The following is a 15,507-nucleotide window of genomic DNA, read 5'->3' as shown; positions in this document are numbered from 1 at the left end:
CCCTGGCCGGTTATCGGTCTTCATTCGCCACACGCGCCGGACGGTCCTGCAGCCGCTCGGCCCCGAGGCCGCTCGCCACGACGCCGGCCAGCGCCACGTACGCGCGGCGACTCGCCGTACGCAGGTGGCCGAGGGCGATCGGCCCCGGGCCGCCGGGGGCGAGTTCCTCCTCCCACGGCACCCGGACGATCGCCCGGCACCGGCCGCTCGCCACCGCCTCGGCCTGCTCGACGTCCTCCAGGCTGCGGCGGCTCACGCCGTTCACCACCATGACGGCGCGGCGACGCAGGTCCGAGCAGCCGTGGCCGTCGAGCCACTCGTACGTCATCGCGATCGCGTCCGGGGCGTCCGCGCTCGCCGGGGCGACCAGGATGAGCTGGTCGGCGTACGGCAGCACGCGGGCGGCCACCGCCGCGGCCGGGTCGATGAGGATCAGCTTGTAGTGGCGGTCGAGCATGCGGATCGCCTCGGCGAGCCGCTGGTCCGACAGCGCCGAGCGGTCGGCCAGGCGCTGGGTGGCGTGCTCGTCACCGTCGGCGGCGATCACCTCAAGGCCGGACTCGCACCGCGTGGTGTAGGCGCGCATGCTCAGGTAGCCGCTCACCTCGTCGAGACCCGCCAGCAGCGACGTCAGCGTCTCCGGCGACTCGGCGGCGATCAGATGCGACAGGGTGCGCTCTCCGTTGTTGGCGTCGATGGCGAGCACCCGGTCCTCGCGGTAGGTGGCCAGGGTGTGGCCGAGCATGAGCGCCGTGGTCGTCTGTCCCGCGCCGCCGGTGCAGCCGAGCACGACGACGCGCTTGCTCGCGCCGATCGCCGAACGGGCCCGCGCCTCGTCGATCTCGGTGCCGTCGGTACGCGTCGTACCGGTGCCGACGACGACCTGGGCGAGCCGCCGCCAGCCGCCCGCGTCGCGGCCGACCACGGACTCCACGCGGCGCACCTTGGGCTCGGGGAGGCGGCGGGCGGCGGGGGCGGGCACGGCAGGGGCGGCGGGGTTGGTGGCCTCGGCGGGGTTGGGAGCGGGCACTGCCCTGATCGACACGGGAGCCGCCGGGCCGCGCCGCCGCTCCGAAGGCCGGGACAGCCGGGGCGGCCTGCCCTTGCGATGCTGCTCACGCGCGTCGGCCGCCGGGTCCGCCGTCTCGTCGGCGAGCGGGGCGGAGGGGTCGATCGGGCGGTCGGCCACCGTGGATGCCGCTCGGCCGTTCGCGGGGTCGTCTGTACGGCCGTTCTCGGGGTCGCCGACGGAATCGGCCGAGGATCCGGCGCGCGTCTCCCGCACCGCCGGAGCGTCCTCGGGCTCGTCGGTCTCATGGGGTGTCGGCCGGGCGGCATCGAGCATCGCCGCCTCGGCCGCCGTCGGCAGCGGCTCCGGAGGCGGCGACGGCCGCAGGGCGGGGCCGGTCCGCGCCGTGCCGCCCTCCGCCGACGCGGCAAGCCTGCGCAGGCGCCGCAGCGCCTCGGTCCCGATCCCGGTCGGCGCGGGAACGCTGCCCGGAGCCGGAAGGCGCCCGTCACCCGCTCCGCTCTCGGTGGTCTCAGTGGTCTCAGTGGTCTCGGTGGTCTGCCCGTCCGCGACGTCGGCGGAAGGCTTCGCGACCGGCCGAACGCCCGGACCCGCCACCGGCTTGCCCAGACTCGGGTCCGGCTCGGGCATGGGCGAAACGCGGAGCACACCGTCCGCCACGGGCGTGCCGGACGTTTCCGCCTCCGACGCGCCCTTCTCGACCGCAGAAGCGGCGGGAGGCGTTCCGGACGAGGAACCGACCGGCCGAACGCGGCGGGACTTGCGCCTCTCGGGCGGGGTGGTCACGTCGCCCCAGGCCAGGCCCGTGCGTTCCGGCGTGGCCGCCGGGGTGTGCGTGCCCTCATCGTCCCCCTTCGAGGGCGTGAGGTCGGAATTCGCGCCGGGCACGGCGGCTGCCGCTGCGGCCACGGCGGGACGAATCTCGCCGACACCCTGCCGGGAGGCGTCCTCTCGCGGCGTGGACGGTGTGGGCGTGGACGGTGTCGGCGTGGACGGGTGCGGTGTCGGCGCGGGCGGCTGAGGCACATGCCGGGACGCCGGCTCGGCGACCGATTCGGCGGCGGCCCCGGCGCGGGCACGCTCTCCCGTCGTCGCGGGGGACTTCGCGGTCGGCTTGGGCGCGGGCCGTACCGCCGCCCTGAGCGAGGTGTCGGCGGACGCGCGTGACCGGCCGATCGGCAGCGCGGCAGGCGACGGCGCTGGACGTTGGGCCGTGCCACCCACCGTGCCACCCACCGTAGCTCCCGTCGTGGCTCCCGTTGCGGGGGCGGCAGCGGCGGCGCCGAGCCTCGCGGCTCTCGCGGTCGCCTTCGCCCTCGCGTTCGCCCGCGACGGACGCTTGGCGGCGTGCTTGGCCCTCTTGGCGGCCAAGGCCGTGGCGGCGCCGGGGGGCAGCCGCCAGATCCGGGCCTCGAACCGGATCTCGTCCGGCTCGGCGGCGGGGGCCATGCGGCACCAGGTACGCGGCTCGCCCAGGTAGCGGACCTGCGACTGCAGCAGCTCGGTCAGCCGCTTGCTCTCGATGACCGGGCGGGTGGACAGCCAGGTCACCACGCCGGGCGGCACAAGGAACAGCACGTGCCAGGGGGTCTCGAAGGGGACCCGCAGGATGCGGAGGAAGACCGTCCACACCGCCAGCACGCCGAGGAACACGCCGATCCACACGATGGGCAGCGGCATCGGCAGCCGGAGGTCGTACAGCTTGTAGAGCCGCTTCTCAATTCGCCAAATATTGGTATACGTGGGCAGATCCACCTAATCCCTCCCTTCCTGCGGCTCGAAGCCCGGTCACCTGATCCCGAGCGCTCCCGCGATCGCCCTCGCCGTCACCTCGATGATGTTGGGCACGTAGAAAATGATGCCGATCCCGATCGCCAGAATGATGAACTGCACGAACCTGGTGATCTCACGGGTGAAGAGGAAGAAAATCGCGACCACCGAGACGACCACGAGGAAGAGCGGCCCGAAGAAATTACGCAGGAAGGTGGCGAGCCCCTGGGTGTCCACCCCGGTGGGGGTCGGGGACGGCGAGGCAAGACCTTCCAGCGCCTGCTGCACAAGGGTCTGCACGATCAATGTACGTCCTCCTGCTCAATGGCCGTCACGACCACCGGCCCGGCCACCGGCCTCACTCCGCGGACCGGGATGCACCGCGGACGTCCCTGACGAACCACTTGTCACCCTGCTTCTCCACCGTGAGCTGGTAGGCCTGCTCCAGCGCGCCCGCCGGGTCCACCGGCGGTGGCGTGGCGTCGGCGGCCGGATCCGGAGTGGGCGCGGGGGCCGGAACCGCCCACACGACGACCGCCGTGACCGTCCGGGTGGCGCCGCCGGGCGGCACGATGACCTGCTTGAGCTGGGCCAGCGTGAACGCCCCGTTGAAGCCCTGGATGTCGACGCCCGCCGCGACGTAGCGCCGCAACTGCTCGGGGTCGCCCGACGCGAACGCCTCGAAGAAGCCCTTCAACTGCGGCGTCAGCTCGGCCGCGGTGGCCTCGTCGTGCTCGGGATCGGCCACGGCGGGCAGCGGCGCGGGCCCGGGGGCCGGGAGCAGCGCGGGCCGCCGCGAGACCACGAACCTGCCGTTCTCCGCGTACACGGGCACGGAGAACAGCCACCGCCGATCCCCCGACTGCACCATCAGCGTCACCACGCCATTGTTGGCGTCGGTGACCTCGACCCCGGACAATTGAATGGCCCCGGCCTGCAGCCGACCGAATCCGTTCCAGCCGAATTGGTCGTCCGCGGCCTCGGGAAGAAACGGCTTCAATCGCTGGGCGCGAAGCTGCGGCTGCGCGGCGTCGAAATTCAGATACACGGCGGCGAATTGAGCGGCGAAAGACGCCGCCTGCTCCGTTGGGAAACCGGCGCCCGTGGGGGTGACCGGCGGCGCTCCCGTCTGCTCCCCCTGGGTGAACCTCTCAAACGGCGCGCGCACGCCGTTAACCACGATCACAATGATCAGCGCCCACAGCACGGCCCGGCCGACCCAGACGAGCCACCGCCCGCCGCCGCCGCTCCAGCGCCACCGCCGGGGCGCGCCCCGGCGCGGGGGAGCCATCTGATCAAGATCCGGCGACGAGTACGCCGAGAGCTCGGGGTCGCCAGCCACGTGCTGGACGGTCGACCTGCGAGCCATCATGCCTCCGCTCGCGCCTGTCCCCGGGGCCGGCGCGGTGTAGTCCTACTGCTTTCGATCCTGTTATGCCCGTGGAAGTGTTCACCCTAGCGGCCTCGCCAATTGTTACAGGAAAGCCACGCCCCATGCTGCAAGCATCGCCGCAACCACGCAAACCGGGTATGCGTCTTCGCCGGACACTCACCTATCCGGCCGCTCTCCCGCGGCGGCCAATGCACATTACGCCCGGTCAGCAGCAGTCCCCGGTTACCTGAGAGTCAGACCTACCTATCCCCAGGGATTCGCAGGTGTGCGGAATTACACCACTGGCAGGCACAACACGCCCCCACAGCGACCACGGTCACCCTCCCAACACCCCCGTGAGACCGCTCACACCCACCCCCGTTGACTACGCACCGTAGTCATTCCCACCGCTATCCGTCTCGGCCCGGCATCCCCAACGGTCACCGCCCGAGCACACGATCCGCCAACTGAAACCTGCGAAGCAGCCTCCGAACCATCGGCGGCCATCAGCCATCGCGCCTCTGGCCTCACTTCCAGGAGTCGCGCACCCACCTCCCGGTCCGCCGCGAAGTCGTCCTTGCCGCCCAGCAGCCAGTCATAGACGCGGGCGGACGTCGCAACGCGCGGATTGAAGAGCGCCCTCACCGGCGGCACGGGGGAAGGGGGACCGAGACGTCACGTCCGAACTCGCCATTCGGAGAGCGAGCTCTTCCTCGCGGTCAGGGCCCGTGGGATCGCGACGACCTGGTTCCGCCACTTGTAGACGGTGTCGCCGAGCAGCGGTCGCCACACGCCCGCTGCGGAACCGTTCACGGTGATGGTGGCGTGTTGCAGGGGAACACCCACGTCCAAGCGGCGGGTCAGCCGTACCCCGGGCATCGCACCCCCTCGAGCCCGGCCCCACATGCCTCCCCGGCGGCCTGAAGCCCCTCGTCGCCTTCCGGGCCCGTATTCATCGCCACTCGGATCCCGTCCTCTTCCGAGCGGAGCCCGTCCGACGCCGACCTGATCACGTCTGAAAGCGTACGAGCCATTACGGTTCGCGTCCGCGCTTGGCCAGGAAGTGGATCGACTTCGGCCGAGTCCGTCCGAGGCCCTGTTGGACACCCCGATCACCCGGCTTAGCTGCTCTCGATGCGGTGAGCAGGTGAAACGGCCGGAGGGATCGACCGTGACGGTCACCTCATCCGGACCTGAGCACCGGCCGCCGGGGCGGAGACAGCCCACCGGGGTCCACGTACCGCGGACGCCGGCCGTGATCGATCAAAAGCCCTGATCGATCAAGACCCAAATCAATCAAGACAAGGATGGATTCACCATGCGCGAGCGAATCACCCTCCGGAGCGTCATCCTCACCTCCGCGTCGCTGCTGGCCTTCGGGCTCCCGGCGACGGCGGCGTCGGACGGGGTCGCGCCGGCGACCGAGACGGGCGCGAAGACGGCCACGGTCACCAAGTCCGCCGAGACGTCGAGCGCCCAGCGCGTCATCAACACGTTCAGGAACCGGGCCACCGGGCGCTGCCTCGACGACAGCGGCGCCGGCCTGCGCTCGTTCCCCTGCAACGGCCTGAGCTTCCAGAAGTGGAACGTGACCGTGGATGATTTCGGCCACCGTACGATCCAGAACCAGAACACCGGGCGCTGCCTCGACGACAGCGGCGCCGGGCTGCGCACGTTCCCCTGCAACGGGCTCACCTTCCAGAAGTGGAACGTCACCCACCACGCCAACGGCATCACCCTGGCGAACCACGAGACCAAGCGCTGCGTCGACGACAGCAACGTCGGCCTGCGCTCGTTCCCGTGCAACGGCCTGAACTTCCAGCGCTGGTACTGAGCGGGAGGTGCCCCATCGGGCGGGTGAGGCTCCCGGCGCATCGGTGGGCGGCGACGCGGGGGCCGTCGCCCACCATTGCGCCGATCATCCCTGCGAAGGCGACCCAGACAACCCCATCTGACCTGCGGGTTCATCCGTTGATGGCCGTTGGCTGGTGTTGACTTCAGACGGTCATTTCGCGGACTTCCTGCGGACTGTCCGCGGACTGTGTGTCCAGACGCGACGCGGCCCCGGCATGGCGCTGCGATCGCCTGCCGGGGCCTACCGGCCGATCCGCCCATCCGATCCGCCCATCCGATCCGCGCGGCGAGCTGTGGATACGTGGGTGGTCTACACGTTGAAGCGGAACTCGACGACGTCGCCGTCCTGCATGACGTAGTCCTTGCCCTCGATGCGGGCCTTGCCCGCCGCGCGGACGGCGGCGACGGATCCGGCGGCCACGAGGTCGTCGAAGGAGATGACCTCGGCCTTGATGAAGCCCCGCTGGAAGTCGGTGTGGATGACCCCGGCGGCCTCGGGGGCGGTGGCGCCCTTGGGGATGGTCCAGGCGCGGGTCTCCTTGGGGCCGGCGGTGAGGTAGGTCTGCAGGCCCAGGGTCTCGAAGCCGACGCGGGCGAGCTGGGACAGGCCGGACTCCTCCTGGCCGATGGACTGCAGCAGTTCCAGCGCCTCGTCGTCGGGGAGCTCGACGAGCTCGGACTCGATCTTGGCGTCGAGGAAGACCGCCTCGGCGGGCGCGACCAGGGCGGACAGACGCTCGCGCAGGTCGGCGTCGGTCAGCTCGTCGGAGTCGAGGTTGAAGACGTACAGGAACGGCTTGGCCGTGAGCAGGTGGAGCTCGCGCAGGTCGTCGAGGTTGATCGCGCCCTGCTTGCCCGCCGCGTACAAGGTGGTGCCGCCGTCGAGGATCTTGACCGCGGCCTCGGCGGCGTCGAGGACGACCTTGCGGTCCTTGTCGAAGCGGGACTCCTTCTGCAGGCGCGGGGTGGCCTTCTCCAAGGTCTGCAGGTCGGCGAGGATCAGCTCGGTGTTGATCGTCTCGATGTCGCGCTCCGGGGAGACCTCGCCGTCCACGTGGGTGACGTCGGGGTCGGAGAAGACGCGGATCACCTGGCAGATCGCGTCGGTCTCGCGGATGTTGGCGAGGAACTTGTTGCCCCTGCCCTGCCCCTCGGACGCGCCGCGGACCAGTCCGGCGATGTCGACGAACTCGACCTTCGCCGGCAGGATGCGGGCCGAGCCGAAGATCTCGGCCAGCTTGGCCAGGCGGGCGTCGGGCACGCCGACGATGCCCACGTTGGGCTCGATCGTGGCGAACGGGTAGTTCGCCGCGAGGGCGTTGCCGCTCTTGGTCAACGCGTTGAACAGAGTGGATTTGCCGACGTTGGGCAGGCCGACGATGCCGATGCTGAGGCTCACGTAGCACGATTTTAGGTGCCGCGCGGCACCGGGCGTGTCGAACCGCCCGCGCACGGGCCTCCTGGGATCATCCGAACGTGGATGTCCTCGCACTCGTGCTGCTCGTCATCGGTCTCGCCGCCGGGATCGCCATCGGCTTCGCGCTCGCGCGGGCGAGGACGGCCGCCGACTCGGCCCAGGCCGCGGCGCGGGTCGCGGCGGCGGAGGCGCGGGCGCAGGCCGCCGAGGAGAAGGTCCGGTACGTCGAGGAGCAGCTCGCCGACCGCTTCCAGTCGCTGGCCACCCGGGCGCTCGACGTCAACAACCTGCGCTTCCTTGAGCTGGCCGAGAACCGGCTCGCCGCCACGCGGGCCGAGGCGGCCGGGGAGCTGGAGCAGCGCAAGCAGGCGGTCGAGCACCTGATCACGCCGCTGCGCGAGACGCTCGGCAAGGTGGAGGAGCAGCTCCGGCAGGCCGAGTCGGCGCGGCGGGTGGCGCAGGCCGAGCTGGCCACGCAGATGGAGTTCGTCCGGAAGAGCTCGCACGAGCTGCGTGACCAGACCGCCGCGCTGGTGCGCGCGCTGCGCCGTCCGGAGGCGCGCGGCCGGTGGGGCGAGCTGCAGTTGCGGCGGGTGGCGGAGATCGCCGGAATGGCGCGGTTCTGCGACTTCGACGAGCAGGCGAGCGCCGTCACCGCCGACGGCGCGGTTCGCCCCGACATGGTGGTACGGCTCGCCGGCGGCAAGAACATCGTCGTCGACTCGAAGGTCTCGCTCGCGGCGTACCTGGAGGCGGCCGAGTCGGGCGACGGCGACCTCACCACGGCCCGCCTCGACGCGCACGCCCGTCACCTGCGCGAGCACGTGGACCGGCTGGCGGCCAAGGCGTACTGGCAGGCGTTCTCCCCCGCCCCCGAGTTCGTCGTGCTGTTCATCCCCGGCGAGGCGTTCCTCGCCCCCGCGCTGGAGCGCGACCCCGGCCTGCTGGAGTACGCGATGAGCCGCCGCGTGCACATCGCCACCCCCACCACCCTGATCACGATGCTGCGCACCGCGCACTACGCCTGGCAGCAGGCCGCGCTCAGCGAGAACGCCCGCGCCGTGTTCGACCTCGGCAAGGAGCTGTACGAGCGCCTCGGCGGCATGGGCCGCAACATCGACGCCCTGGGGCGGGCGCTGTCCCGCGCCGTCACCTCGTACAACACCACCGTCGGCTCCCTGGAGAGCCGCGTCCTGGTCACCGCGCGCAAGCTGCACGACCTCGGCCTCGTCGACCGCCCCCTGCACGGGCCCGACCTGGTCGAGGACCACCCCCGCGGCCTGGTCACGCCCGAGTTGCTCGGCTCCCTCGACAGGTCTTCCGCGGCCCATGCGACGGTCGAGCACGACGCCGTGGGCGAGCGGTTCGGTCAGGAGCAGGGAAGTAACCTCCCCGCCAACCCTGTGAACGGTAAGTTGTCCAGGTAGGCCGAGGCGGGTGGTGAGCGAGCGGTGAGTGGAATCAGGCTGACGGCACGCGGCGCGATCGCGCTGGTGTTCACGGTCACCCTCGTCGCCTGCGTCACCGGCTCGTCGGCCGTCATCGGCGCCGCGTTCGTCGTGGCCTGCCTGGCCGGGGTGATGCTCATCCAGCCGCGAGAGCTGCTCGCGCTCGTCGTCACCCCGCCGCTGACGTTCTTCGTGGCGATGCTCGTCAACGAGCTGATCCGGTCGCTGGGCGCGGCGTCGTTCCTGCAGGCGTTCGGGCTGGGGATGTTCACCTCGCTGTCGGGCGGCGCGCCGTGGCTGTTCGCCGGGTCGGCGCTCGTGCTCGCCGTCGCCTGGTTCCGCGGCCTGCCCGCCAACGTCCGCGAGCTGCGCGACGAGCTGCGCGCCGCCCGCCCGGAGCGTCCCCCCTCCCGGCCGTCCCGCGGGCGCGGGCAGCGGGTGCCCGAGACGCCCGAGGTGCCCCGGCCCCGGCGCGGCGGGCGCACCGGCTACGCGCCCGAGCCCGAGGGCTACTTCGAGCCCCGCGTGTACGGCTCCGCCCGTGACACTTGAAATGTGTCCTTTACGTGCCCGTAGTCCAGGTGACAAATTTCTGTAGCGATTACTACAGTGAAGGGGCGCGTACATCTGTGATCTAGATCACGAGCGTGCGTCGAAGGGTGGGACGCGGCCACGCACCACCGCGCCCCAGAACGAGAGGGCAGCCCGAATGAGCGCAACAACCCGAACCAACCCCACCGCTCTTCCCGGCACTCAGGGCACGCCGGACCGCGAATCCCTCAACTTCGGCCCGGCCGGCCGGGACCTGTCAAGCACCTCGGTCGGCAAGGCCCTGCACCTGCTCGACTCCTTCCGCAACGCCGGGCCCACGCTCGGCGTCACGGAGCTGGCACGCCGCGCCGGAGTGCCGAAGTCCACCGCCTTCCGCCTGCTCGCCTACCTGGAGCAGGGCGGGTACGTCGAGCGTGCCGGCACCAACTACCGGCTGGCCTGGCGTCTGTTCGAGCTCGGCAACCGGGTCCAGCACTGCCGGCCGCGCGGCCTGCGGGACGTCGCCGTCCCGCACATGAGCGACCTGCACGCGCGTACCAGTCACACGGTGCACCTCGCCGTGCTGGAGGGCAACGACATCATCTACCTGGAGAAGATCCACGGTAAGCGTTCCGTGCGCACCCCCACCAACGTGGGCGGCCGGGTCCCCGCGGCCTGCACCGGGCTGGGCAAGTCGATGCTCGCGCTGAGCGACCGGCAGGTCGTGCAGCAGGTGCTCAGGGAGGGGCTCGCCCGGCGCACGCCGTACTCCATCACCGACCCGCACCGGCTCGCTACCGAGCTGGCCGCGGTGCGCGAGAGCGGCATCGCCTTCGACCGCGAGGAGGCCGTGCTGGGGCTGTCCTGCGTGGCCGCGCCCATCATCGTCAAGGGCCGGATGATCGGCGCGGTGTCGCTTTCGCTGCCGAGCAACCGCTTCGACCCGGTCACCAACATCCCGCTGGTCCGCCGTACGGCCGAGAGCATCGCCGCCGACTACCACGGCGCCTGACGCGTGCCGTCAGGCGGAACCGGGACGTTTCCGCAGCACACGCCGACAGGAGAACCTGCTAGGAGTCGGCCCATGCCGCCGTGCGCCGATCTCGCCGGCGTACGGGCGGCCGGGGCCGTCTCGGAACACAGGCGCCGGCGAGGCGCGGCGGAAGGACGACGATGGCATTGGACCTGACCGAAGAGGGCACCAGCCGCTTCGCGCAGACGAAGCGGTGGAGAATTCACTACAACGAGGCCGGCGAGGGCCACCCGATCATCATGCTGCACGGCAGCGGTCCGGGGGCCACCGGCTGGAGCAACTTCGGCCCCAACCTCAAGGTGCTGGCCGAGAAGTACCGGGTGCTCGCGGTCGATATGCCGGGCTGGGGTAAGTCGGACCCGGTGAGCGCCGAGGAGCGCGACCACGTCGCCGCTGCCGTGGACCTCATGGACGAGCTGGGGATCGAAAAGGCCGCTTTCGTCGGCAACTCGATGGGCGGCATGACCGCGCTGCGGTTCGCCTGCGAGCACCCCGACCGCATGTCCCACCTGATCACCATGGGCCCCGGCTCCGGCGGCCCGAGCATCTTCAGCGCCGGCGACGGCCCGAGCGAGGGCCTGAAGATCCTCGTCGAGGGCTACCGCAACCCGACCCCGGAGACCATGCGCAAACTGGTCGACATCATGTCGTACAGCGCGGGCGATGCCGGCGAGGAGGTCGTACGGCAGCGCGCCGATGCCGCCGCAGCCAACCCCGAGCACCTGGCCAACTTCCTGGCCGGGCTGGACCGGATGCGGCCGTTCATCGACATGGACGCCCTGAGCCGCTGCCAGATCCCGGCGCTTCTCGTGCACGGCCGCGACGACCGCGTCGTTCACTTCGAGCACTCGCTCAAGCTCGTCACCGTGATCCCGAACTCGCGCCTGGTGCTGTTCAACCGCTGCGGCCACTGGGCGCAGCTTGAGCACGCCGACGAGTTCAACCGCCTGGTCGACGACTTCATCACGCACAACTGACCGGGCATCGCACCGGGGACGAGAACGAAGGAGGGGATGTCACGGCCGCCGTGAGAGGCCTCGGCTACGCGACCATTTCGGCGCGTGGCCTTCTGCGGCCACAAGCCCTCCGACCCGAACGAGCCCGAGGTCTGATCACCGTGTGACCGATCGCGCCCGTGGGGGACGGGGGCCGGAGGGGCACCATCTTCCGGCCCCTGCGGCGTTCTCCGGCCCCGCGTTCTCCTGCGCCGTGCCCTTCGGGTTCCGCGCCTTTCCGGCCCTACGCCGCCGCCCGCGCAGCGCCTAATTCTTGCGGGCCACCGCGCAGTAGTGCGGCACCGGCGTGGGCTCCCCCCAGGGGATGGCCTCGGGACGCCAACGTGAGCAGCTGACGACGCCGGGTTCCAGCAGTTCCAGCCCGTCGAGGAGCTTCGCGATCTGCCGGGCGTCGCGCAGCACCATCGGGGGCTTGGCGTACTGGTTCCAATAGGCCACGGCCGCGTCGGACGCCTCGGTGTTGATCTCGTTGGTGCCGTGGCTGATCGCCACATGGCTGCCCGGCGCGAGGGCGTCGATGAGTCGCCGCATCACCTGGGCCGCCTCGTCGTCATCGAGGATGAACTGCACGATGGCCAGCAGCATCAACCCGACCGGCCGGTCGAAGTCCAGGGTCTTGGCGGCCTCGCGCAGGATCGTGCCGGGGTCGTGGATGTCGGCCTGGATGTACTCGGTGACGCCCGGCGGAGTGCTGGTGAGCAGCGCCTCGGCGTGGATCAAAACGAGGGGGTCGTTGTCGACGTAGACGACCCGCGACTCCGGAGCCACCCGCTGGGCCACCTCGTGGGTGTTGTCGGCGGTAGGCAGCCCGGTGCCGATGTCAAGGAACTGCCTGATGCCCACCTCGCCGGCCAGATAGCGGACGGCGCGACCCAGGAACGCCCGGTCGGCGCGGGCGGAGTCGATGATGTCGGGAAAGAACCCGGCGATCTGATCGCCGACCTCGCGGTCGGAGGGGTAGTTGTCCTTGCCGCCGAGCCAGTAGTTCCAGACCCGCGCGGAATGCGGTGTCGACGGATCGATCTGGGGAGTCTCGGTCATCTGCGCGTCCTTCGGTGGGCGGAGCGTGCGACGGGCCGACGCGCGGGCTCCTCGGCGTGCGGCCGAGCGCCGCAGGCGGCCTGGCCGCTCCATGGGATGGCCGCCAGGTGTTGCCTGTTTTTCGCAGAGGTAGTGTCGATCACCCGAAACAGTACCAAAGCGCATATATCCCGAAAACCCGTGCAGCTCACGGCACAAGAAGGGGGTCCCCCACAAAGGACCCTCGGCGCGCCCAGGTGGCGGATCAGCTCTGGGCCACCCACACCTTCCGGGCGTCGAAGACGGTGCCCCCGAGCCCTGGCCGGAAAAGCCGCCCATCTTCGGGCCCACGAGGTACGCCCCGGTGTACTCGATCAGCGGTACCGTCGGCAGCCACTTGGTCAGCTCCACCTGCAGCTCCTCGGCAAGCGCGGAACGCTGGGTCAGGGGTGATCTTCTTGCCCAGCCCGCCGCCGTCGTCCCCGACGACGCCGACCTCGACGCCGTCATCCCCAGCCTGCTCACGTTCGGCCGGACCTCGCCGCCGAGCTCGAGGCGGACTACTGAAATAACGTGAAATATCCCGCACTGCGGAACAGCCTGGTCAGCCGTTCGAATGACTCCTTAATCTCAAGACGCCGGTCATCATGCGCGTCCCTTGAGGATGGGCAATGATGGACCTTGATGGACCTTGTCGGAAGGGAGGTGTCGGCGTGGCGGGCAGGATTCCGCACATCGAGCTCAAGGTCATGATTCCGGGGGAAGGCGGCACCACCGACGCACGACGCTCGTTCACCCTCCTGGAACGGCTGATGACGCTGCTGGCGCAACTGGAGGCCGGGGCCCTCGGTTCGGCGGGCAGCACCTGGGGCATCGAGCGGCTCCAACTCGGCAGCGTGATGACCGTCCTCACGCCGAACCGTCTCGCCGAAGACGCGACGGGCGATCTGATGGCCGACCTCGCCGAGTGGGCCATCAGCGGATTCTCCGCCACCGAAGAGGGCGAGTCACTTCCGGAACACTGGCCGCCGGCGGCGATAGACACCGGAGTGGAGCTGTCGAAGCAGCTTGGTCTGCTGGAGAGCGACGGCATGACGCTGGAACTGCTGACCGACGGCCGGACACGACGGCGGGTCGTCGTCACCCGCCGAAGCGCCGACAACCTCCAGAAAGTGGTACGGCGCAGGCGCACGTCCATCGGATCCGTCATCGGCAGGCTGGAAAGCATCACCGTCCACAACACCCTCAAGGCGGGCCTATGGACGGAACGGGGTGGCCGCCGAGTGGAGGTCGGCTTCACCCGGGAGCAGAAGGAGTCGGTGCAACACGCCCTCGGCAAGCGTGTCGAGATATCCGGCATGCTGACACGTGACGCGCGGGACCGCGCCATATCGATCAAAATGAGGCGTATCGAGCAACTCCCCGAACAGCACCTGCCGCTGGAGGGGATCGCCGGAGCCGATCCCGATCTGACCGGAGGACTTGAAGCCGCCGAACACGTGAGGCGGCTACATGACGCCTCCTAGCAACCCCTCGTCGGTCTACCTGGACTCCAACGCCCTGATCTACCTCCTGCAGGGAGGGCCGGGCCATGGGGATGTGCTGCATGCATTGGCGTTGGCGATGGACGGCAAGCTCAATCTCTATATCTCGACGTTGAGCTATGTCGAGGTTCGGGGATACGGCAACGACGAACCGTACCCTGCGGAGCGGGACAAGATTGCCACGGAGCTGCTGGACAGCCCAAGTCTTACCCTTGTCGAGTTCAGCCGCGGGGTGGCGCTGAAAGCTCGCAAGATCGCTCACACCTATCGGCTGAAGAACCCTGACGCCATTCACATCGCATCGGCACTGTATGCGGAGGCCGAGGTTCTGTTCACCGCGGATCAGCAGCTCAAGAGCCGTGGCCTGATCGAAGGCGTCCACATCACCGAGCCCTACCTGATCGGTTAGCGGCCCCGCCACGCGGCCACACCGCCATCCGCCTCGACGCCGACCCCGGCGTCTACCTCTCCGAAGACCAGAAGGAAGGTATTCGAGCCGTCCTCGAACGCCGCGAGCCTAACTGGCAGGGCCGCTAGCCCGAACGTCGCGGACCGTCTTCCCCGATCCGCCGACAAGGTGCAACAGACTTTCGATTGCCTATCATCACTATGAGCGATGCATGCGATACTTTCCGTGGCACCAGCCGCCCAAGCGGAACGGGGTAGACCAATGGTCATGACATCCAGGCGAGTCGCCCGAAGCGCGGAGCCGATCAAGGAGGCCGGGGACGCCGAAGAGACGAAAGTCGACGAAGAGAGCGGGCCCCAAGAGACAGAGACACCACCCAGTGGATCAACCCCCGAGCGTGCGCGCAGGCTGCCCACGACAACTCGGGAGTTCTATGACTGGCTCCCCGAAATGCCGCATCTCAAGGTAGAGATCATCAATGGGAGAGTCATAGTGAGCCCACGCAGCAACCCCCGGCAGTCGTGGATGATCGGCCAACTGGTGAGAGTCTTCGGGCCCGTTGCCGACGACCACGACTGGCGGGTCTGGCCCGAGGTCGACGTCTGTATCGCCTGGACCCGCGAACCGGTAATCCCCGACTTCTCCATGGGACCCAAGGACGCCCCTCGATGGGGCGACCGCGAACTGCTGTCCAACGGCCTGGTCCTCGGAGCCGAGGTCGTCTCCAGCAACAGCATCCGCGAAGACCGCGAGGACAAGCCCCTGATGTACGCCCGAGGCGGGCTTCCACTTCTCCTCGTCGTCGATCCCGAAGCGAACCCCAAAACAGTGACGATCTACAGCAACCCCACCGAAGATGGCTACCAGACCACTACCACCGTCGAAATGGGCGACAAACTCCCCATCCCCGAGCCTGTGAACTTCACCCTCGACACCTCCGTCTTCCTCGAAGACTGAACGCCCAGGCACTCCAGGGTGTCGCCGCACCACAGGCACCTCTGCACCTTTGCCGCTTCGAGCCACCCGACGTGGATCACCCCTTCAACAGGAACACCACCGCTCC

At 69.8% G+C, this 15,507-nt stretch carries 15 protein-coding genes; 8 read left to right on the top strand and 7 right to left on the bottom strand.

The window, feature by feature from the left end:
- Window positions 1-10: 10 nt before the first annotated feature.
- The 5 genes from AB0K60_RS22460 to AB0K60_RS22440 all read right to left on the bottom strand — a co-directional run bounded on the left by AB0K60_RS22460 (window position 11) and on the right by AB0K60_RS22440 (window position 5,051).
- On the bottom strand, window positions 11-2,785 hold the full coding sequence (locus tag AB0K60_RS22460) for a TcpE family conjugal transfer membrane protein (protein ID WP_364058107.1): 2,775 nt from the start codon (window positions 2,783-2,785) through the stop codon (window positions 11-13).
- Window positions 2,786-2,818: 33 nt separating this feature from the next.
- Entirely contained in the window at window positions 2,819-3,076 is a 258-nt protein-coding gene (locus tag AB0K60_RS22455; RefSeq protein ID WP_364058453.1) for a hypothetical protein, read from the bottom strand.
- 82 nt (window positions 3,077-3,158) lie between these two features.
- Window positions 3,159-4,142: a conjugal transfer protein gene (locus AB0K60_RS22450; protein WP_364058104.1), complete on the bottom strand. Its 984-nt coding sequence runs from the start codon at window positions 4,140-4,142 to the stop codon at window positions 3,159-3,161.
- 396 nt (window positions 4,143-4,538) lie between these two features.
- Window positions 4,539-4,817, bottom strand: coding sequence for an SAM-dependent methyltransferase (locus AB0K60_RS22445; RefSeq protein ID WP_364058101.1), 279 nt, complete (start codon window positions 4,815-4,817; stop codon window positions 4,539-4,541).
- Window positions 4,818-4,847: 30 nt separating this feature from the next.
- Window positions 4,848-5,051 (bottom strand): hypothetical protein, encoded by a 204-nt coding sequence (locus AB0K60_RS22440; protein WP_364058098.1) that lies wholly within the window; start codon window positions 5,049-5,051, stop codon window positions 4,848-4,850.
- A 439-nt stretch (window positions 5,052-5,490) separates the two neighbouring features.
- Between AB0K60_RS22440 and AB0K60_RS22435 the strand changes: the two genes are divergently transcribed.
- A complete protein-coding gene (locus tag AB0K60_RS22435) occupies window positions 5,491-6,006 on the top strand; it encodes an RICIN domain-containing protein (RefSeq protein ID WP_364058095.1) in 516 nt (171 codons plus the stop codon).
- A 330-nt stretch (window positions 6,007-6,336) separates the two neighbouring features.
- Here the strand turns inward: AB0K60_RS22435 and ychF are convergent, their stop codons facing one another.
- The gene (gene ychF, locus AB0K60_RS22430; RefSeq protein ID WP_364058092.1) at window positions 6,337-7,425 is read right to left on the bottom strand and encodes a redox-regulated ATPase YchF; all 1,089 of its coding nucleotides are present in this window, start codon (window positions 7,423-7,425) and stop codon (window positions 6,337-6,339) included.
- 77 nt (window positions 7,426-7,502) lie between these two features.
- On the opposite strand from ychF, the gene AB0K60_RS22425 reads away from it, so the two are divergent.
- From AB0K60_RS22425 to AB0K60_RS22410, 4 genes are all read left to right on the top strand, one after another.
- On the top strand, window positions 7,503-8,870 hold the full coding sequence (locus AB0K60_RS22425) for a DNA recombination protein RmuC (protein ID WP_364058089.1): 1,368 nt from the start codon (window positions 7,503-7,505) through the stop codon (window positions 8,868-8,870).
- 24 nt (window positions 8,871-8,894) lie between these two features.
- On the top strand, window positions 8,895-9,443 hold the full coding sequence (locus AB0K60_RS22420) for a DUF6542 domain-containing protein (RefSeq protein WP_364058086.1): 549 nt from the start codon (window positions 8,895-8,897) through the stop codon (window positions 9,441-9,443).
- A 157-nt stretch (window positions 9,444-9,600) separates the two neighbouring features.
- Window positions 9,601-10,434 (top strand): IclR family transcriptional regulator, encoded by an 834-nt coding sequence (locus AB0K60_RS22415; protein WP_364058083.1) that lies wholly within the window; start codon window positions 9,601-9,603, stop codon window positions 10,432-10,434.
- Between the two features lie 161 nt (window positions 10,435-10,595).
- Window positions 10,596-11,432, top strand: a complete 837-nt coding sequence (locus tag AB0K60_RS22410; RefSeq protein ID WP_364058080.1) for an alpha/beta hydrolase — start codon at window positions 10,596-10,598, stop codon at window positions 11,430-11,432.
- Between the two features lie 285 nt (window positions 11,433-11,717).
- Here the strand turns inward: AB0K60_RS22410 and AB0K60_RS22405 are convergent, their stop codons facing one another.
- Window positions 11,718-12,512, bottom strand: a complete 795-nt coding sequence (locus AB0K60_RS22405) for an SAM-dependent methyltransferase (protein ID WP_364058077.1) — start codon at window positions 12,510-12,512, stop codon at window positions 11,718-11,720.
- Window positions 12,513-13,162: 650 nt separating this feature from the next.
- On the opposite strand from AB0K60_RS22405, the gene AB0K60_RS22400 reads away from it, so the two are divergent.
- The 3 genes from AB0K60_RS22400 (at window position 13,163) to AB0K60_RS22390 (ending at window position 15,401) form a co-directional block, all read left to right on the top strand.
- Window positions 13,163-14,017 carry a hypothetical protein gene (locus tag AB0K60_RS22400; protein WP_364058074.1) on the top strand — a complete coding sequence of 285 codons (855 nt, stop codon included), beginning with the start codon at window positions 13,163-13,165 and terminating at the stop codon, window positions 14,015-14,017.
- The gene (locus AB0K60_RS22395; protein ID WP_364058071.1) at window positions 14,004-14,444 is read left to right on the top strand and encodes a type II toxin-antitoxin system VapC family toxin; all 441 of its coding nucleotides are present in this window, start codon (window positions 14,004-14,006) and stop codon (window positions 14,442-14,444) included. The genes AB0K60_RS22400 and AB0K60_RS22395 overlap by 14 nt, the downstream gene beginning before the upstream one ends.
- Window positions 14,445-14,711: 267 nt before the next feature.
- Window positions 14,712-15,401, top strand: coding sequence for a Uma2 family endonuclease (locus tag AB0K60_RS22390; RefSeq protein ID WP_364058068.1), 690 nt, complete (start codon window positions 14,712-14,714; stop codon window positions 15,399-15,401).
- The last annotated feature ends 106 nt before the right edge of the window (window positions 15,402-15,507 follow it).

Origin of the sequence: Thermopolyspora sp. NPDC052614 (genome assembly GCF_040678635.1) — a bacterium.
Classification (GTDB): Bacteria; Actinomycetota; Actinomycetes; order Streptosporangiales; family Streptosporangiaceae; genus Thermopolyspora.
Note: the sequence above shows the minus strand (reverse complement) of the source record. Positions and strands in the feature narration are given on the sequence as shown.